The organism is Herminiimonas glaciei (assembly GCF_042664955.1).
GTDB classification, from domain to species: domain Bacteria; phylum Pseudomonadota; class Gammaproteobacteria; order Burkholderiales; family Burkholderiaceae_D; genus Oxalicibacterium; species Oxalicibacterium glaciei.
This window is the reverse complement of sequence record NZ_JBHTBU010000001.1, coordinates 2,177,700-2,196,499: the sequence shown is the minus strand read 5'-3', so window position 1 is coordinate 2,196,499 and position 18,800 is coordinate 2,177,700. Positions and strand designations below refer to the sequence as shown.

Sequence of the window (18,800 nt, the reverse complement as noted above, 5' to 3'; positions counted from 1 at the left end):
TGGCACTCTGCACAGCAGCGATAATGGCTGCTACGCTTCAGCATAGCTTCTCCTTACAATAAATATAATGAAAATCTCTTTCCTTAGAATCTTCGCAGTGTGGCGCAGATTCCGTCATGGCGCTTTGCAACACCACGCCGATAATGCGCGCTACCTGCAACAAATCGAGCCACTGGCACGACGTGCCGATCAGAATGCGTCATGGCAGATGCGTGCCAACTGGATGATAGACCTGGCCGACTGGATACGACGCGAACCCAAGGTGTCGCTGCTGGACGAAGCCGAGTGGAGCCGTATCAAGACCCTGCGCATACGTTATATGCTGGACTGGCTGGATGAAAACCGCGATATACGCCAGACCGTGCAAGCGACCTTGCGCAAGACCTTGCGTGAAGCAACCGGTCCGGAATTATTTTCGGCGACCGGCTTGCCACGCGAATCTGCCTTCTTTTCCGAACTGTCGGAGCGGGTAGTCAAACACATACTGCCACCGCCACTGAACCAGCATGATTTATCGACCCTGTTCACCGCGATGTTCCCGGATGAATCAGATGCCGACTGGTTGCTGGAGCTGGATGCGCAGACCCTGTCGCGCCTGTGGAAGCTGGGCGCTGATGATGGCATCGCGCATGGTTACCGCAAGCAGATAGATGAAGCCATGCTGTATCTGGTGACTATGGTGATTTCCATCGGCATCAGTCCGGCCTTCCGCCAGCGCCTGGAACCGCGCATGCCTTTGCTGGCAACTCCTTTCATGGCTTTGCGTCGCGAACTGGAAAATTATCTGGTGACCAGTGAGCGCGATGAAGGTGCGCTGCGCAGCGTGCGCATGCTGATTGCCGTGTGCCAGGCACAGACCGACAAGATCTATGCACATCTGGATGAATACGGTGTGTCAGTCGGACTCGTTTATAACGTCGAACGCATGCGCGCGCAGTTGACGCGTGTGGCACGTTTGCTGGACTTGCGTAATACCTCGCATGTGGAAGAGAGTTCGGGCCAGGTGCAGGCCGTGCTGGTGGATCTGATCGTTGCCCATCACCGCCGCTCGTCGATACGTGAACTCGTCAATCGCAGCTTCTCACTGCTGGCGCGCAAGATGGTGGAGCGTAACGCCAGCCACGGCGAGCATTACATCGCCAGTGATCGCACTGAATATCGTGCGATGTTGAAAGCGGCCTTGCTCGGTGGTTTCATCACGGCATTCACCGCCCTGGCCAAGGTCGGCATTACCGGTCTGGGTCTGGCGCAATTCTTCGAGGGGGCCTTCCTTTCCATCAATTATGCAGTGAGTTTTTTGCTGATTACGGCGATCGGTGGCGTGCTGGCGACCAAGCAACCGGCGGTCACGGCACCGGCACTGGCAGCGCAGATGGGCGAGCTGGAAACGGTGGAGGGTTTGCGCGAGTTGCTGGCCAAGATTGCGGCCTTGCTGCGTTCGCAGGCTGCGGCTGTGTTCGGTAACTTGCTGGCGGTTGCACCTGTCATCATCGGACTCTCGTTTGCCTTCCTTTACATGACCGGCAAACCGGTGATGAGTGCAGACAAGGCACATGCCAGTATCGCTTCGCTGTCCTTCGTCGGCGTTACACCTTTGTTCGCTGCCTTCACCGGCATCCTGCTGTGGCTGGCCAGCCTGATTTCCGGCTTTGCCGATAACTGGTTTGCCTTGCGTCGCCTGAAGGAATCAATCGCACATCATCGTCGCCTGGTGCATGCACTGGGCGCGAGCAGAGCGCAGCGCTGGGCAGACTGGCTGGAACACAATATCTCAGGCATCGTCGCCAACGTGTCCCTGGCCATCCTGCTCGGTATGGTGCCGGTCATTGCACATTTCTTTGGCTTGCCACTGGATGTGCGGCATGTGACCTTATCCACCGCGACGCTGGCGGCTGCAGTTACCACGCTGGGCTGGCAAGTCATGGCAACGCCGGAATTCTGGCTGGCTTGCGTCGGCATCGTCGCTATCGGTTTGCTCAACGTCGGTGTGGCATTCGGCTGTGCACTGACCCTGGCATTGCGTGCGCGTGACGTGCCGAAACGGGTGCGTCGCCTGGTATTCCGCGCCATGTTGCGGCGTTTTACCCTGACGCCATATATCTTCTTCTGGCCGACCCAGCCAGAGGCGGCTGCTCCTGCCGCACCGCTTGAAAGCGCCGTCGAAAAAGACGAAGAGCAAGCAGCGGTGCGGGTTCGCGACGAGTAGGGAAGTGCTTTGTCGGATACTGTCCACGCCGCAGGAATTGAGCGTGGACGCTCCCACAGTCTTGGGGTAGAATCGAGCGGTTTTGGTGTGGCGAAGTAATAATTTCACTATATAAAAAGCTGTCCGCAGCCACGCCACCCGCAGGTTTCGTCTCACTTATCCATAGCTATCATGAAAAAACTATTTGCGCTTCTCGCGCTCGCGGGTGTGGCTCACATCACTACCGCAGCGGAAATCGTTGGTGACGCTAAGGCGGGTGCCAACAAGGTGTCGATGTGTATCGGATGCCATGGCATCCCGGGATACAAGGCGACGTTTCCTGAGGTATACCAAGTTCCGATGATAGGTGGACAGTCGGATAAATATATTGCGGCTGCCTTGCACGCATATAAAAAGGGTGACCGTAATCATCCATCCATGCGCGGTATCGCAGAGAGCCTGTCGGATCAGGACATCGCTGACGTCGCTGCCTACTACTCGCAGCAGAAATAAGGAGAGCCCACCATGAAAAAAATCATCTCATTGGCGATCCTTTCCCTGTCGGCAGCCGTGTCACTGAACGCTTCGGCTGACAGCAAAATCGATGCAGGCAAGGCTGCAGTCACCAAATTCAATTGCGCATCCTGCCACGGCGCTGACTTCAAGACCCCTATTGATCCGGCCTATCCTATCCTGGCCGGCCAGCACAAGGATTACCTGAAGCATGCACTGGTGTCGTACAAGCGCGGCAATAAAGCGTCGAATGGTCGCAGCAATCCGATCATGGAACCGCTGGCCAAACAATTGTCGAGCCAGGATATCGAAAATATCGCGGCTTATCTGCACAGCCTGCCGACCAATCTGGTACTGCGCAAGTAAGCAGGCAGCACCCAATAAAAAAGCCACGTTCAGCGTGGCTTTTTTCATTTCAGCTCCGGCTGATCAGCGGCGCTTGATGCATTCGATATAGGCGGCTCCATCCGGCGGCAAGCCACTGCGCTGCGAACTCCAGATCATTTCACCCAGGCATTCCATGATGTGGTGATGCGCTTCGTGCTCCGAGTCCAGGCGGCGCGCCAGGCCGGTATAGGCGGCGCGTATGCCGGGCGGCTGGTCGATCGAGATTTGTTCGGCAATCGACAGGTGCATCGAAAGGTGCAGGAAAGGATTGGCCTGGCCCGACTCTACCGAGTAATCCTGTGCCAGTGCGGCTTCGACATCGGTCAGCGCATCCGCGTATTCCGGGTGCTGGATGATCCAGTCGCGCGCAATCGCTTCCAGCGGCGTGAGGATTTCATTGGCACGCTGCTTGCGGAAGGTTTCGCAGAAAAAGCGGCGTACATCGTGTTGTGAAGGTGTAAACATTGGAATTCGGGAGCTGCTTAAAAGCCGGATATTGGGTACAGACCGCAATTGTACGTGGCTTGGCGCTGAACTGCTGGCCGGGTTTCGGATAACATATCGCCTAATTGCCTATTAGCGATATTGCCTTACCAGGGCATGTCTTTTGAAAATCTGAAAATGGAAGTCGCCATGTTGAACCAGGAAGCGCTCGATACCCTCTTTACCAAAGCCCATACCAATACCGTCTGGACAGATAAACCAGTGACCAACGGCCAGTTGCGTGAAATCTACGAATTGATGAAATGGGCACCGACCTCGATGAATTCGCAACCGGCCCGTATCGCCTTCATTAAGTCGCCGGAAGCCAAAGCAAAGCTGGCTGCCTGCGTCTCCGCCGGCAATGTGCAAAAAGTATTGACCGCACCGATTACCGCCATCATCGGCATGGACATGGCCTTCCCGCGCAAGATGCCGCAATTGTTCCCGCACATGGATGCGCAGGCATTGTTTGCAGCTAATGAAAAACTGACCGAAGAAACGGCTTTCCGCAACTCATCGCTGCAAGGTGCTTACTTCATCATGGCGGCACGTGCGATCGGGCTGGATTGCGGTCCTATGTCGGGCTTCGATGCAGCCAAGGTGAATGAAGCTTTCTTTGTCGGTACCAAGGTGCAGGCCAACTTCATTTGCAGCATCGGTTACGGCGACCATGAAAAAATCAAACCGCGCCTGCCGCGCCTGACGTTTGAGGCGGCGTGCGCGATTGTTTTGTAAATAAGTCGCACTGCAGGTTTTTATCCAGATGTAAAAAAGCCGGCTGATGTTAAAGCCGGCTTTTTGTTGTTCAAGATAAATAAGGTGGGCGCACAAGCCTGCCCCTGGCCGGCGTCAGAATTTGTACCTGAGATTCAGGGTCGCGCTGCGCGGTGTGCCATACATGCCCGAGTACCACCAGTCTGATACCGAAGCGGTATATTTTTTATCGAACAGATTGTTGACGTTCAGCGTCGCTGTCAGCTTGTCGCTGAAATCGTAGCGCGCCATCAGGTTCGCCACTGCATAAGCTTTTTGTTCCCAATACAGATCGCGTCCAATTTGCCACGCACTGATATTGGAATAAACCTTGCTCTGCCAGTTCACGCCGCCGCCGATGGTGAGCCGATTCAGATCGGCAGGCAGGCGATAGGTAGTCCACAGTTTGACCAATTGATGCGGGAAGGTGGTTTGGATGGCTTTGCCTTCTGCATTTTCCGCTTCGCTATATGTCCATGATGCCGATACATTCCAGCTTGGCGTGATGGCACCGCTGACTTCAAGGTCTACACCGCGCGTCTTCGCTCCCTTGATGGCGCGATAGGCAGCGTTGGTCGTACCCGGGACCATGTAGCCGGGATCTGCTTCGGCCAGGTTATCCTGGCTGATTTCATAGAGGGACACTGCGGTATTCAGGCGTCCGTCCAGCCAGCCGCTTTTGAGCCCGACTTCCAGGTTCCTGCCTTCACGTGGCGCGAGCAATGTGCCGTTGCGGTCTTGCGAAGCCTGTGGTTGAAAGATGGTGGAGTAGCTGGCGTAAACGGTATGGGTACCGTCTATGTCATAGACCAGGCCACCGTAAGGTGTGAAGACATGTTTCTCGGATGCGGGTGAAGCGCTGTAGTACGGAATTGTCGGCGCATCCGTGATGTAGTTTTCCTTGTAGCGCATGACTTTGCCACCGGCAATCAGTTTGAGTTTGTCACTGATCGTAAAACGGCCTGCAGCATACAGGCTGGACTGGCGCCGCGTGCTGTCATAGGTTACATAGCTATCGCCAAAGACTGGCGATGCGGAACGATTCCAGGTGTACAGGTTGGCCGGCGTACCTTGAATACCCCAATCAAAACTGCCGTCTGTTTTGCTTTCAAAATCGTTGTAGTCCATTCCCAGGACCAATTCATGCTTGCGCTCAAACAAGGTAAACGGACCACGCACATTGATGTCTACGCTGTTCGACTTTAAATCATAAGCGCGGCGGTTGGCATTGAGCAGCAATCCGTCTCCGGTGACCTTGTCGGCGAAGCCATCAGCCACGCCAAGGTAGACGGAGCGTTCATCCTGGGATGAACTCAAATGGTTCGCCGAGATTTTCAATTTCCAGTCGTTGATCAATTCGTGTTCCAGTGTGACGAAGACATTGGTGGAGTCGCTGGAGAATTGATTGGATGTGGCGGCCGGGCTGAACGAGCGCGGTAAATTTGTCATCTCGCCATTGCTGTAAAACAGCGGGAAGCCGAGATAGGAAAGTGAGCCATATGATTTGTTGCGCTGGTATTCGATACCAGTCGTCAATTTGGTACGTGAGCTTATATCGGCTTCGACCACACCATAAAACACCTGTTTATCGCGGCTGTAGTTATCGATGTAGCTGTCGCCATCCTGGTACACCGAGACCAGGCGTCCGCGTACGGTTTTAGCTTCGTTGAGTGGCGCGGACAGATCGAGCATACCGCGACGGTTATTCCATGAGCCGACCTCAACTTCGGCCGAGGCCTGGAATTCGGCAGTAGGTTTTTTGCGTACCATATTGATGGCGCCCGATGCATCACCGGCTCCAGTCATAAGGCCGGACGCGCCACGCAATACTTCAATCCGGTCATACAGGGCCATATCCGCCAGGCTTTGTGATGGCAAGGCATTCAAGCCCAGGTTTTCCGAGTGCGTGTTGACGCCATCAAGCTGATAGTTGGTAATAGGATAGCCGCGTGAAGAAAAACCGCTGCGTTCGCTACCGAGTGAGAAGTAGGTGACACCCGGCGTTTGGGCCATCACTTGCTGGATGGTTGTGAGCCCCTGGTCTTCCATACGCTGTTTGGTCATTACGCTCACCGATTGCGGCGTCTCTTTCAATGACAGGCCGAGCGGGGTGGCGGTACTTAACGGAATCCGCGAAACATAAGAGCCGGAACCTTCGGTCGCCTCCTGCTGCGCCGTTACCGTTACTTCGGGCAACACGGATGGTGCATCACTGCTGGCTGTACGCAGCACATAGCTGCCATTTGCATCGCGCTCGGCCTTCAGGCCGGTACCGCGCAATATGCCATTGAGCGCTTCGTGCACGTTCAGGCGTCCGTTGACGCCGGCGGTTGTCTTGCCATTGGTTTGCTCGGGTGTGAAACTCAGGATGACACCGGCCTGGCTTGCAACCTGGCGCAGCGCCGGAGCGAGTTCACCCGCTGTTACACGGAAGTTGTGCGCCGCCTGCTGTGCAACGCTATCGCTGGCCTGTGCCAGCGCGGGCGCAGGAGAGTTCAGGAGGAAGACTGAACCGACGAAGATCAAATGAATGGCACACGCCATGGGCTTGCGTTTAATGCCCCGGCTGGTGGCGTAAATATTGGCTGACATGGTTACCTTGTATTGAAGTAATCGAAAAAGACTTTGCATACACAGGTCACGTCAGAATCGGAAACGGGTAATGTTTTTTTGTATTCGGATGAAATTTCATTTGCGGGTGGATGCAGGCAGCAGGGCGTTTCGGCTGCCGCCCTGGCATCGGGACTGGCGTATGACGCAGGATGCCGGCCAGCATCGCGCTTTAGGATGAAGATTGGCGGGATTACTTAGCTTTCCTGTGCCGCTTCCACCTGTACCCAGTAGCGGGTGCGGAAACGTATGCGTACCGGCAATGAATTGGCGATGGACAGCAGTACGGCTTCGGTATCGTCGAGTGGGAAGACACCGGAAATACGCAGATCGGCAATCGCATCATCGCAGCCGAGGAAGCCGTGGCGATAGCGGCTCAGTTCGTTCAGGAAGTCGCGCAAGGGCATGCCATCCGCCAGGATTTGTCCGCGCATCCAGCCCCAGGCATTGGCGGATACGCTTTGCGCCGCATCCGCGCGCTCGGCATCCATGGTGGCACTTTGTCCGGCATTGATAATGACGCTGGCACTGCCGGAGCGTGGTGTGATCTTTACCATGCCCTGCTGCACGGCGACGGTGGTGAATTGACCATCCTGCCTGACCGAGTAGCGCGTGCCGAGTGCGAGGGCTTGTCCATGGTTGGTTTCCACCAGGAAGGGGCGATACGCTTGCTCCGCTTCCTGTGCGGTTGCGACAAACAATTCGCCTTTCACCAATTGCAGCAGGCGTTGCGTATTGCTGTAACGGATGTTGACTGCACTGCTGCTGTTCAGATGCAGCTGGCTGCCATCGGCAAGTGTCAATTCACGGCGTTGGCCGACGCCGGTGGAAATGTCTGCCAGCATGGTGCGTGCACTTTCAGTGCGCATACCGGTCCAGCCTATGACGCCTGTGCCGGATAGCCACAACAGCATCTTCAAGCCCTTGCGGCGTGTCATCGGGCGCTGCGTCAGGACCTGGCGGCTGGCAGTGCTGTCCAGTCCCTGGAAGTTGCCGCTGACTTTTTCAATATGCTTCCATGCGCGCTCATGGTCCGGATGCGATTGCCGCCAGTTGGTCCACGCATTTTTCTCGGCCGACGTTACCTGTCCGCTCATCAGCGTGGTCAGCCATTCCGCGGCTTGCATCGCGATATCCATATCGATCAACTGGCCATCGGCATAGACGCGCCCCGACTGATTGCTGGTCGCAGTGCGCATATCAGGGCGAAGCAAAGTCAGGCACGGCAAAGAAGCAGAGCAGGTTGGCTTTGCTCAGGTATTTTTTGACCGAATGTGTACTGACATCAAGTTGCTCCGCAATCTCGACATAGCTCATGCCATCCAGGTGTGCCATCAGGAAAGCCGATCTCGCTTTGCTCGACAGTTTATCCAGCGCGCGATCTATCAACTGCAGCGATTCGACCAGGATAGACAAGGTTTCCGGCGATGGATAGCTGGCTTCCGGCAGATGCAATAGCGCATCCAGATATGCCCTCTCCAATTCTTCGCGTCGACAATGATTGGCAATCAGGCGGCTGGCAACGGTGGCGAGGAAAGGACGTGGCTGGATAATTTCGCTGCAGCTGCGTGAGACCAGTATCTTGACGAAGGTGTCTTGCGCGAGGTCGCTGGCCAGTCCGGCGTCATGCAGGCGTCGCTGCAGCCAGCGTAAGAGCCACGAATGATGATCGACGTATAGGGTTTGGATATCTGCTGATGCAGGAGGGGCGGCAAGCATGGAACAGCTCAATCTAAATGAGAATTGTTCTCATAATAGCTGAGGAGTGCTGCGCCGACAATCAATGACTGTGCGGCGTTGTGGAAATGCGACTTGCCGGTCTAAGCGGGGTGTCAGACGCCTTTGGCCGGTAGCGGTGTCTTGGCCTTGTATTCGCACAAGTCGGCAATTACGCAGTTCCAGCATTTCGGCGTGCGGGCGATACAGGTGTAACGTCCGTGCAGGATCAGCCAGTGATGGGCATCTTGCTGGAATTCCGGTGCGACAAATTTCATCAACTTCTGCTCGACGATATCGACGTTCTTGCCCGGTGCCAGGCCGGTGCGGTTCGAGACGCGGAAGATATGCGTATCGACGGCAATCGTCGGTTCGCCGAATGCGGTGTTCATCACCACGTTGGCGGTTTTTCGGCCCACACCCGGCAATGCTTCCAGTTCTTCACGCGTACGCGGTACTTCACCACCATGTTCGGCGATGAGGATGCGACAGGTTTCGATGACGTTCTTGGCCTTGGTGCGGTACAGGCCTATGGTTTGAATGTAGGGAATCAGGCCGTCGACGCCGAGCGCATAAATTTTCTTGGGCGTGCCGGCGTGCGGATACAGCTTGCGGGTCGCCTTGTTGACCGAGACGTCGGTCGCCTGTGCCGACAACAAGACAGCGATGAGTAGCTGGAACGGGGTCTGGTATTCGAGTTCGGTGGTGGGGTGCGGATTGGCAGCGCGTAATCGGTTGAAAATTTCGCGGCGTTTTTCTGCATTCATTTACTTGGCGTCCTTTTCCGCTTGTTCTTTTTTCAGGCGGGCACGTTCTATCGCGGCCTGGATAATGGCTTTCTTGCGTGCTTGTTCGGCTTTCTCTTCATCCGAGGCCGGTGTTTCAGCTTGCACGGATTGCAGTTTGGCTGCGGCCTTGGCGGCCAGGCGGGCATCGTTCTCGTCTTTTTCGCGTTGCAGGCGCTGCGTGCGGAAGTCATGCCGCGCGCGCGCATCATCGGCCTGCGCCTGTGACCATGCATCCCAACCGGTTTTGCCGGGCGTGACATCGACCATCGCAATGCAATCGACCGGGCAGGGTGCAACGCACAAATCGCAGCCGGTACAGAGATCGTTGACGACGGTATGCATTTGCTTGGCGGCGCCGACGATGGCATCGACCGGGCAGGCCTGGATGCAGAGTGTGCAACCGATGCACAGGCTCTCATCGATGACGGCAACTGGGCGCGGCCGTTCATGGCCATTGACCGGATTGATGGGGATGACAGGTTTGCCCAGCAATTGCGCCATACGCGCAACGCCTTCGAGGCCGCCGGGCGGGCATTGGTTGTAATTGGCGCTACCGTCGGCTATCGCTTGCGCATACGGACGGCATGCGGGATAGCCGCATTTCGTACATTGCGTTTGGGGTAGCAGATCTTCCAGCTGATCAGCGAGCGATTTTGGGCTAGGTGGTGACACAGCAGGCGTGTAAAGGATAAAACAAGATTATCGTCTTATCCGGGCGACTGCGCCAAATAGAAAACGGCAGGAAGGGAAGAACAGCCCGATTTTTTATCTTCGGGCTGTGCTAATTAAGAATGCTTCGCAATAAAGTCGGTAATTTTCGGGCAAATGATCTCGCGCCATTTGCGGCCGGAGAAGATACCGTAATGCCCACACTGCGGTGCAGTGAATTGCTGTTTGTTGGATTTGGCAATCGAGGAACACAAGTCTTGTGCCGCATGGGTTTGGCCCAGACCGGAAATGTCGTCACGTTCGCCTTCGATGGTGAACAGTGCAACGGTCTTGATATCTTGCGGCTTGACCAGCTTGCCTTCGACTTCCCAGGTACCCAACGGCAAGCGATGTTCCTGGAACACGGTTTTGATGGTTTCGAGGTAATACTCGGCAGGCATATCCAGCACCGCGTTGTATTCATCGTAAAACTTGCGGTGTTCTTCGGCAGATTCATTGTCGCCTTCGCGCAAGTGCATATAGAAGTCCCAATGACTTTGCGCATGGCGGCCCGGATTCATTGCGATGAAACCCGCGTGTTGCAGGAAGCCCGGATAAACCTTGCGGCCAAAGCCCGGATAGCTGGCCGGCACGCTGTGTATGACCTGGTTTTCAAACCATGAGTACGGCTTCTCTGTCGCCAGGTTATTCACCTGCGTTGGCGATTTGCGCGGGTCAATAGGGCCGCCCATCATCGTCATCGATTTCGGCAGGTGCGCATCGCGCGCGCTGGCCATCAGCGAAATCGCCGCCAGTACCGGTACCGTTGGTTGGCACACCGAGATCACATGCAGGTTGGGTCCGAGTTGACGGATGAAATCCTGGATGTAGTAGATGTAGTCATGCAGGTGGAACGGGCCTTCGCTCAGCGGCACCATGCGCGCATCGCGCCAGTCGGTGATGTAGACATCGTGTTCGACCAGCAGGCTGCGCACGGTATCGCGCAGCAATGTGGCGTGATGTCCGGATAGCGGGGCGACCAGCAGGATGGTTGGTTGTTTGAGCGCGGCATAAGCCTTGGCGCTCATGTCTTTCTTGAAATGCAGCAGCGTACAGAAGGATTTCTCTTCTGCCACTTCTTCAATAATCTTGACGTCCTTGCCATTGACGCTGACCGAGCTGATGTCGAAATGTGGCTTTTCGTAATCCTTGCCGAGGCGATACATCAACTCGTAGCCGGCGGCGATCGGTTGTGCGAATGGCGTGTAAGCCAGGGGGGAAACGGGATCGCTGAACAGCTTGGACGATGCTTCCGCCCATTGGATCAAGGGATTAAGCAGGCTGCGGTTGAGCTCATGCAATTGATAAAGCATAGAGACTTCTTTCGTTGGCGTTAGTCAATTGATTGTCAGGACAAAGCTATTATATTGCAATGCACCATTGATAACTATTCTACGTTTAACAACGCATATCAGATGCAATAATTCGATTTGTTGCTATTGCTGCAATATGTGCTGCTCATTATTGCTGCACACCAAGGGTACGCATAATAAAAAACGCCCTGTGGCGAACCAGAGGGCGTTTTAGCAGGATAACAGCAGCGGCTTAGCGTGCCAGGTACTGCAGCTTGTCTGTTTTGTCTTTCCACTCTTCGGCTTCCGCCATAGGTGGTTTGGTTTTGGTGATCGATGGCCATTCGCGCGACAAATCGACGTTGAGCTTGATGAATACCTGCTGGTCGGCCGGCACGTCTTCTTCGGCAAAGATGGCGTTGACAGGGCATTCAGCTACGCACACTGCGCAGTCGATACATTCATCCGGGTCGATAGACAGGAAATTCGGGCCTTCGCGAAAGCAATCCACCGGACACACATCTACGCAGTCTGTGTAACGGCAAAGAATGCAGGATTCGGTCACTACGTGGGTCATACCAGTCCTAACAGTAAATATTTGATTTGAGCATCGGCTACTCAGTCGCGTGCGGCATTTCATACCGCCGGATCGCAGCCGGAAAGCCCTGTATTTTAAGGCAAATCGCTGTTTCCCACAAACCACCCTTATACCGATTCCAAATAAGCAAATGCGCAGGGCATCTTATGTGCATGCCGGATGCACATATTTCATCGCTTGCCGTGCTGACAGGCATTGCTGCGTAGACATAATTTTTCTGGGCTAAAATGGCATCCCCTCAATACGGAGTCCCCATGCGCGCAAATTTTTTCGTCGGCATGCTTGCCCTGAGCCCGGCCCTATGTGGTGCGGCAGAATTAAACGGCGGCGGCTTGTCCATTTTGTGGGGAATTCCTTTTGCCGGCCTGCTGCTTTCGATTGCACTCTGTCCCTTGCTGACGCCTGGTTTCTGGCATCACCATTTCGGCAAGCTGACACTGGCCTGGTCGCTCGCCTTCCTGCTGCCATGTGCGTACTACTTTGGCGCGTCGACCGCGGTGCATGGTGCGGTACATGCCTTTGTCGCCGAGTTCCTGCCTTTCCTGATCCTGATCACTTCCCTGTTTGTGGTTGCCGGCGGGATTTGTGTGCGCGGTAATTTGCATGGGACGCCCGCACTCAATACCGGCTTGCTGGCAATCGGCACGGTACTCGCCAGCTTCATGGGAACCACCGGTGCCGCGATGCTGCTGATCCGCCCGCTGATCCGCGCCAACGATAACCGCAAGCACGGTGCGCATATCGTCGTGTTCTTTATCTTCCTGGTGGCGAATGCCGGCGGTGCCTTGACGCCGCTGGGCGACCCGCCCCTGTTCCTGGGTTTCCTGAAAGGCGTGGATTTCTTCTGGACCGTACGCCACTTGTTTGCACCTACCTTGTTCGTATGCGTGGCGCTACTGATTATTTTTTATGTCCTGGACAGCCACTACTACCATAAGCGTGAAGAAGTGAAGCCGCCGGAGCTGGACCCGACGCCGGACTCGGCGATCCGCTTCGAAGGAAAAATCAATTTCATCCTGCTCGGCATTATCGTGGCGATGGTATTGATGAGCGGTTTCTGGAAACCGGGTATTTCGTATGTATTCGTCGGCAACACGATTGAATTGCAAAACCTGTTGCGCGACGTCGCCCTGATCGCGGTGGTGTTCCTGTCGCTGGCGGTGACACCGAAAACCGCACGTAGCGGCAACGAGTTTTCCTGGGGACCGATACAGGAAGTCGGCAAACTGTTTGCCGGTATCTTCATCACGATCATCCCGGTGATTGCGATGTTGCGCGCCGGTGAATCCGGCGCTTTCTCCGCTATCGTGCGGGCGGTGACCGATGGCAATGGCCAGCCGATCAATGCGATGTATTTCTGGGCGACCGGCATCCTGTCTTCCTTCCTCGATAATGCGCCGACTTATCTGGTCTTCTTCAATACGGCCGGTGGCGATGCCCAGACCCTGATGACTACATTGGGTGCAACCCTGGCCGCGATTTCCTGCGGCGCAGTGTTCATGGGTGCAAACAGTTACATCGGTAATGCACCGAACATGATGGTCAAGGCGATCGCCGAAGAGCGTGGTATCAAGATGCCTTCTTTCTTTGGATACATGGCCTGGTCTTGTGCGATCCTGATACCTTTATTCGTTTTAATGACGTTCATTTTTTTCACCTGAGGAGAGATATATGAAGGCGAAAGTACTCGTCGCGCGCGCAACGTTTCCCGACGTGATTGAACGCTTGCAGCAACAGTTCGAGGTTGAATCGAATCAGGAAGACAAGATTTTTTCTCCTGCCGAATTACTGCAAAAAATGCAGGGCAAGGATGCAGTAGTGATTACCGCCAGCGAAAAAATGTCGGCAGATGTCATCGTCGCCAATCCGCAATTGAAGGCAATTTGTAACGTCGCCGTCGGCTACAACAATATCGATGTGGCGGCAGCGACTGCAGCCGGTGTGATGGTGACCAACACGCCTGACGTCCTGAATGAAACCACGGCCGATTATGCGTGGACCCTGCTGATGGCGAATGCGCGCCGGGTCTGTGAATCCGAACACTGGCTGCGCGCCGGCAACTGGAAACACTGGCGCTTCGATAGCTTCCTCGGTGCCGACATCCATGGCGCGACGCTCGGCATATTGGGCATGGGCCGTATCGGGCAGGCGATTGCACGTCGCTCCACCGGTTTCGACATGAATGTGATTTATCACAATCGCTCACGTGCGACGCCGGAGCAGGAAGCCTATGCCAACAATGCGCGCTATGTCAGCAAGGAAGAATTGCTGCGCAGTGCGGATCACCTGATCCTGGTCTTGCCATATTCGCCGCAGACGCATCACATCATAGGTGCAGCAGAACTGGCATTGATGAAGCCGACTGCAACGCTGGTCAATATTGCGCGTGGCGGCATCGTCGACGATGTCGCGCTGATAGCGGCATTGCGTGAAAACCGCATTGCATCGGCGGGATTGGACGTATTCGAAAATGAACCGGCCTTGCATCCGGATTTCCTCACCTTGTCGAATGTGGTGCTGACACCGCATATTGGCAGCGGCTCGGAAAAAACCCGCAGGGCGATGGCTGATTGCGCATCGGCCAACCTGGCGGCGGCGATGAGCGGCCAGCAACCGCCGAATTTACTCAACCCGGAAGTGAAAGCGAAGAAGTAAGCACATGGCAGATATCAGCATCAGGCAGGAGCATCAGCTTCCGCTGCAACAGGCAAAAGACGCAGCACAAAAAGTGGCAGACAAGATGGCGGCGGAATTCGATATGACGACGCAGTGGGATGGCGACACCTTGTCGTTCAAGCGCAGCGGCGTGGCCGGTACACTGGCCTTGCGCGAGAAAGAGGCGCAAATCGATATCACGCTGGATTTCCTGTTCAAGGCTTTCGCCGGTCCGTTGCAGGAAAAAGTGGCGCGCAATATGAAGAAGTATTTTGCCGAAGCAGCATAAGTTGCGGCACACGTAAAAAAGCCCCGTACTAACGGGGCTTTTTTATTGGAGCGGTGCATCAGCCTTTCAGCTCGTTCACCAGGTCTATGTACTGTTGCTTGGCATCGTCTTGCGAGACGCCTTTCAGGTTATTCCATGCATCCCATTTGGCACGGGCGACGAAATCCGTCATGGCAGGCTGCTCGCCGGTCGCGTCGCCACCGCTGGCTTGTTTGAACAAGCCATAGATTTTCAGCAGCGTCAGGTTGTCCGGACGTTCCGGCAAGGTTTTGGAATCGGCTAGTGCTTGATCGAATTGCTCTTGCAGGCTCATACATAGTCCTTTGCGAAAATTGACAGTCAAACCGGCGATGCAGGCATCGCCATACGGACTTTTATACGCCCAGCAGGTCTACTTCGAAAATCAGCGTAGCGTGTGGCGGGATCACGCCGCCTGCGCCGCGTGCACCGTAGCCGAGCGACGATGGGATGATCAGGGTACGGGTACCGCCGATTTTCATCCCTTGTACGCCTTCGTCCCAGCCTTTGATGACATGGCCGGCGCCGAGCGGGAATTGGAACGGGTCGCCGCGATCCTTGCTCGAATCGAATTTCGCGCCGGCGCTGCCGTCGTCGTTTTGCAGCCAGCCGGTGTAATGCACGGTAACGTGCGCGCCTGCAGTTGCTTCTGCGCCGTCGCCGACAACTTTGTCTTCGTATTGCAGGCCGGAGGAGGTCGAGGTGGTAGCCATGTTGGTCCTTTAAAAATAAGATCAGAAAGTGCAGCAGATTGTAGCAGGTGAGCCTGCTTTTATCAGCCTTGGCGCTGACGACGGGGCGGCGGCAGGCGCGCGACAGGCCGGCACGGTAAAATGGCTGGCCCGGCTATCGGCATGCTGCCAGCCGCTGCAAACGGATTTTCTAAGGATATTTTCACCATGCGCCAGGTATTGACCTCCTTCGGACGAGCCTTGCTGTCCCAGCTGCATTTCAGGATGCTGATGCTGAGCGTGATTCCATTCGTGCTGTCTATCATTGTGTGGGGCATAGGTTTGTGGCTCTACCTGCAAACCATGATTGACTGGCTGCAAAATTACTTCGTGGAAAATGACGGCTTCCGTGTCACCAATGAATTACTCATGTGGCTCGGCCTGGGTGCACTGAAGACCGTAGTGGTGCCGCTGATTGCGATGTGGATACTGTTGCCGCTGATGATATTGACGGCACTCATCTTTGTCGGCGTGATGGCGATGCCGGTCATCGTCAAGCATGTAGGCAGCCGGCGCTACAAGGACCTGGAAGCACGCAAGGGCGGAACTTTCTTCGGCAGCCTGTGGATGTCGACCTCATCCTTCACGATTTTCCTGGTGCTGTGGCTGATTACGTTGCCGCTGTCACTGATCCCTCCTTTGACTTTCGTGATCCAGCCCGTGTTGTGGGGCTGGCTGACGTATCGGGTGATGGCGTATGACGCACTGGCCGATCACGCCGATCCGGAGGAACGTAAAATTATCCTGCGCATCCACCGCTGGCAGTTGCTGGTGATCGGTGCGATTACCGGTGCGATGGGCGCTGCACCGACCTTGCTGTGGCTGGGTGGCGCCTTGTCGGTCATATTTTTCCCGGTGCTGGCCGCCGGTGCGATCTGGTTGTATGTGCTGGTCTTTATCTTCAGCGGTTTGTGGTTCCAGCATTACTGTATGGATGCATTGACGCAGTACCGCGCGCAACAAGCTGCGGCAAAAGCCGCCGAACAGGCTGTCACCCAGGCCATTGCACCGACCCCGGCCGAAGCTGTCATCGTATTGCCGCCGCCGGCCGACGATAAGCCAGGTAACCCACAGAACCCGCAAACCTGAGACAAGAAGGAAGATCATGGCATTCGGACTCATCATCATCGGCGACGAAATCCTCTCCGGCAAACGCAGTGACAAACATTTCCCCAAAGTCGTGGAGTTGCTGGCAGCACGCGGTTTGTCCTTGTCCTGGGCGGAAGTGGTGGGTGATGACAGGGCGCGTATTACCGCGACCCTGAAGCGTACCTTTGCCACTGACGATATTGTTTTCAGTTGCGGCGGCATCGGCGCGACGCCGGATGACCACACTCGGCAATGTGCTGCGGCGGCACTGGGCGTACCTATCGAATTGCATCCGGAGGCGAAGCAAAAAATCCAGGAACGCATGCTGGAAATGGCACAGGAAGCGAACGTGCCGTTTGATTTGAATAAGCCGGAAAACCTGCATCGCCTGAAGATGGGTGAATTCCCGCAAGGTGCGGAAATCGTGCCGAATCCGTATAACAAGATCCCGGGGTTTGCGATCCATCACGGCAAGGGTGGTGCACATTACTTCATGCCGGGCTTCCCGGTGATGGCGTGGCCGATGATAGCGTGGATACTCGACACCCACTATCCGCATCTATTCCATCAGTTCGCCCATTTTGAAAAATCGGTATTGGTCTATCAGGCGATGGAGTCGGCACTGACGCCATTGATGGAAGAGATAGAGAGCGAATTCCCGCAGGTGAAAGTATTCAGCCTGCCTAGCGTGGGTGACGCGAATACGCGCCGACACATAGAGTTGGGCGTCAAGGGTGATGCAGAGCAGGGCGCGCTGGCCTTTGACAAACTGCTGGCAGAGCTGGAACAGCGCAAGCTGGAACTACAACACGTGTAAGGACCGGCAGGCAAGCCTAGTCTTGCCGTGGGAAGGTCACGACATGGTCGGCTTCGACGCGTATGCCTATGTGTTCACCCAATGCATGATCGTGATGTGAGGGCACCAGCGCCAGCAATTGCTGGCCGCTGGGCAGCTTCAGGGTGTAGAGGAATTCCGCGCCGCGGAAAGCCTTGCGTACAACTTCTGCCTTGAGTGGACTGCTGTCGTCATGAATCACATCATCCGCGCGTAGCAAGACATCCACTTCTCCTTGTTCGTCCACGTCACAAACCGGCAAGCCCTGGCACAGCGGCAAGGTTCCCAGTTCTATCGCAACATCATGTTGATTCACGGTGCCGGATACAAATACACCTTGCCCGATAAAGTCAGCGACGAAACGGCTGGCCGGACGATGGTAGAGGTTATAAGCCTGGTCCCATTGCACGATGACGCCGTTTTGCATCACACCGATCTGGTCGGCGATGGCAAATGCTTCATGCTGGTCATGTGTCACCAGTACCGCAGTGGTGCCGACTTCTTTCAGGATGTCGCGCACTTCACTGGCGAGGCGCTCGCGCAAATCCACATCAAGGTTGGAGAACGGTTCATCCAGCAACAGGAGATCCGGTTGCGGCGCCAGTGCGCGTGCCAATGCCACGCGTTGTTGCTGGCCGCCGGACAGCTCATGCGGGAATTTCTTTTCCTGCGCCTGCAATCCGACCAGTTCCAGTAATTTCTTAATCCGTACATTGCGTTCGCTGGCCCCCAGCTTGCGCAAGCCGAAGCCGATGTTGTCACTGACGGATAAATGGGGGAAGAGCGCGTAGTCCTGGAATACCACGCCGACATGACGTGCTTCCGGCACAGTCGTGTGCTGTGCGTTGCTGAGTTCCTTGCCACCGAGTGCGATGCGGCCTGCGATCAGTGATTCAAATCCCGCAATGGCGCGCAGCACTGTCGTCTTGCCACACCCCGATTGCCCGAGCAGGCAGCCGATTTCGCCACGTTGCAAGGCGAAGGACAAGCTGTGCACGATTTCATGCATATGTGCGCCGAGCTGGTAACCGACACGGATCGTTTCAACCTGTAAATGCGCTGACGGAGGAGGAATGGCTGACATGAGGCACAGTGTCCCGGAAATAATTGGCTGGGTGAAATGGGCTATTGATTATAATTCTCGTTTCGC

Annotated in this window: 20 protein-coding genes; 9 read left to right on the top strand and 11 right to left on the bottom strand. The window is 55.5% G+C overall.

The features are described from left to right. The first annotated feature begins 67 nt into the window (after positions 1–67). From ACFQPC_RS09895 to ACFQPC_RS09885, 3 genes are all read left to right on the top strand, one after another. A complete protein-coding gene (locus ACFQPC_RS09895; protein ID WP_382271685.1) occupies positions 68–2,206 on the top strand; it encodes a site-specific recombinase in 2,139 nt (712 codons plus the stop codon). Positions 2,207–2,377: 171 nt separating this feature from the next. Next, a complete protein-coding gene (locus tag ACFQPC_RS09890) occupies positions 2,378–2,698 on the top strand; it encodes a c-type cytochrome (RefSeq protein ID WP_012078576.1) in 321 nt (106 codons plus the stop codon). A gap of 12 nt (positions 2,699–2,710) precedes the next feature. Next, entirely contained in the window at positions 2,711–3,064 is a 354-nt protein-coding gene (locus ACFQPC_RS09885) for a c-type cytochrome (RefSeq protein ID WP_012078577.1), read from the top strand. Positions 3,065–3,127: 63 nt separating this feature from the next. Here ACFQPC_RS09885 and ACFQPC_RS09880 read toward each other — a convergent pair whose 3' ends face one another. Further along, on the bottom strand, positions 3,128–3,550 hold the full coding sequence (locus ACFQPC_RS09880; RefSeq protein WP_382271684.1) for a DUF1841 family protein: 423 nt from the start codon (positions 3,548–3,550) through the stop codon (positions 3,128–3,130). 135 nt (positions 3,551–3,685) lie between these two features. Here ACFQPC_RS09880 and ACFQPC_RS09875 point away from each other — a divergent pair, with 135 nt between their 5' ends. After that, positions 3,686–4,303, top strand: coding sequence for a malonic semialdehyde reductase (locus ACFQPC_RS09875; protein ID WP_382271683.1), 618 nt, complete (start codon positions 3,686–3,688; stop codon positions 4,301–4,303). A gap of 114 nt (positions 4,304–4,417) precedes the next feature. Here ACFQPC_RS09875 and ACFQPC_RS09870 read toward each other — a convergent pair whose 3' ends face one another. The 7 genes from ACFQPC_RS09870 to fdxA all read right to left on the bottom strand — a co-directional run bounded on the left by ACFQPC_RS09870 (position 4,418) and on the right by fdxA (position 12,012). Beyond that, on the bottom strand, positions 4,418–6,913 hold the full coding sequence (locus ACFQPC_RS09870; RefSeq protein WP_382271682.1) for a TonB-dependent siderophore receptor: 2,496 nt from the start codon (positions 6,911–6,913) through the stop codon (positions 4,418–4,420). A 215-nt stretch (positions 6,914–7,128) separates the two neighbouring features. Beyond that, positions 7,129–8,130 carry a FecR domain-containing protein gene (locus tag ACFQPC_RS09865; RefSeq protein ID WP_382271681.1) on the bottom strand — a complete coding sequence of 334 codons (1,002 nt, stop codon included), beginning with the start codon at positions 8,128–8,130 and terminating at the stop codon, positions 7,129–7,131. 1 nt (position 8,131) lies between these two features. Next, on the bottom strand, positions 8,132–8,650 hold the full coding sequence (locus ACFQPC_RS09860; protein ID WP_382271680.1) for a sigma-70 family RNA polymerase sigma factor: 519 nt from the start codon (positions 8,648–8,650) through the stop codon (positions 8,132–8,134). 113 nt (positions 8,651–8,763) lie between these two features. Further along, on the bottom strand, positions 8,764–9,414 hold the full coding sequence (gene nth / locus ACFQPC_RS09855) for an endonuclease III (RefSeq protein ID WP_382271679.1): 651 nt from the start codon (positions 9,412–9,414) through the stop codon (positions 8,764–8,766). Further along, a complete protein-coding gene (gene rsxB, locus ACFQPC_RS09850; RefSeq protein ID WP_382271678.1) occupies positions 9,415–10,107 on the bottom strand; it encodes an electron transport complex subunit RsxB in 693 nt (230 codons plus the stop codon). It lies immediately after the preceding gene. 113 nt (positions 10,108–10,220) lie between these two features. Further along, positions 10,221–11,456, bottom strand: coding sequence for a polyhydroxyalkanoate depolymerase (locus ACFQPC_RS09845; protein WP_382271677.1), 1,236 nt, complete (start codon positions 11,454–11,456; stop codon positions 10,221–10,223). A gap of 232 nt (positions 11,457–11,688) precedes the next feature. Further along, entirely contained in the window at positions 11,689–12,012 is a 324-nt protein-coding gene (gene fdxA / locus ACFQPC_RS09840) for a ferredoxin FdxA (protein WP_012078583.1), read from the bottom strand. A gap of 275 nt (positions 12,013–12,287) precedes the next feature. On the opposite strand from fdxA, the gene ACFQPC_RS09835 reads away from it, so the two are divergent. Genes ACFQPC_RS09835 through ACFQPC_RS09825 form a run of 3 tightly spaced genes read left to right on the top strand, consistent with a single transcriptional unit; the run spans position 12,288 to position 14,977 of the window. Further along, positions 12,288–13,694, top strand: a complete 1,407-nt coding sequence (locus tag ACFQPC_RS09835) for a sodium:proton antiporter (RefSeq protein ID WP_382271676.1) — start codon at positions 12,288–12,290, stop codon at positions 13,692–13,694. Positions 13,695–13,704: 10 nt separating this feature from the next. Further along, complete coding sequence (locus tag ACFQPC_RS09830) at positions 13,705–14,688, top strand: 2-hydroxyacid dehydrogenase (RefSeq protein ID WP_382271675.1); 984 nt, start codon at positions 13,705–13,707, stop codon at positions 14,686–14,688. A gap of 4 nt (positions 14,689–14,692) precedes the next feature. Further along, positions 14,693–14,977 carry a polyhydroxyalkanoic acid system family protein gene (locus ACFQPC_RS09825; RefSeq protein WP_382271674.1) on the top strand — a complete coding sequence of 95 codons (285 nt, stop codon included), beginning with the start codon at positions 14,693–14,695 and terminating at the stop codon, positions 14,975–14,977. 58 nt (positions 14,978–15,035) lie between these two features. On the opposite strand, the gene ACFQPC_RS09820 is transcribed toward ACFQPC_RS09825, so the two are convergent. Both ACFQPC_RS09820 and ACFQPC_RS09815 read right to left on the bottom strand, forming a co-directional pair. After that, positions 15,036–15,290 (bottom strand): acyl-CoA-binding protein, encoded by a 255-nt coding sequence (locus ACFQPC_RS09820; protein ID WP_382271673.1) that lies wholly within the window; start codon positions 15,288–15,290, stop codon positions 15,036–15,038. A gap of 61 nt (positions 15,291–15,351) precedes the next feature. After that, complete coding sequence (locus ACFQPC_RS09815; protein ID WP_382271672.1) at positions 15,352–15,708, bottom strand: FKBP-type peptidyl-prolyl cis-trans isomerase; 357 nt, start codon at positions 15,706–15,708, stop codon at positions 15,352–15,354. A 186-nt stretch (positions 15,709–15,894) separates the two neighbouring features. On the opposite strand from ACFQPC_RS09815, the gene ACFQPC_RS09810 reads away from it, so the two are divergent. Then, complete coding sequence (locus tag ACFQPC_RS09810) at positions 15,895–16,815, top strand: EI24 domain-containing protein (protein WP_382271901.1); 921 nt, start codon at positions 15,895–15,897, stop codon at positions 16,813–16,815. A 16-nt stretch (positions 16,816–16,831) separates the two neighbouring features. Continuing rightward, positions 16,832–17,632: a competence/damage-inducible protein A gene (locus ACFQPC_RS09805; protein ID WP_382271671.1), complete on the top strand. Its 801-nt coding sequence runs from the start codon at positions 16,832–16,834 to the stop codon at positions 17,630–17,632. Positions 17,633–17,648: 16 nt separating this feature from the next. Here the strand turns inward: ACFQPC_RS09805 and ACFQPC_RS09800 are convergent, their stop codons facing one another. Continuing rightward, complete coding sequence (locus tag ACFQPC_RS09800) at positions 17,649–18,734, bottom strand: ABC transporter ATP-binding protein (protein WP_382271670.1); 1,086 nt, start codon at positions 18,732–18,734, stop codon at positions 17,649–17,651. Between the last annotated feature and the right edge of the window lie 66 nt (positions 18,735–18,800).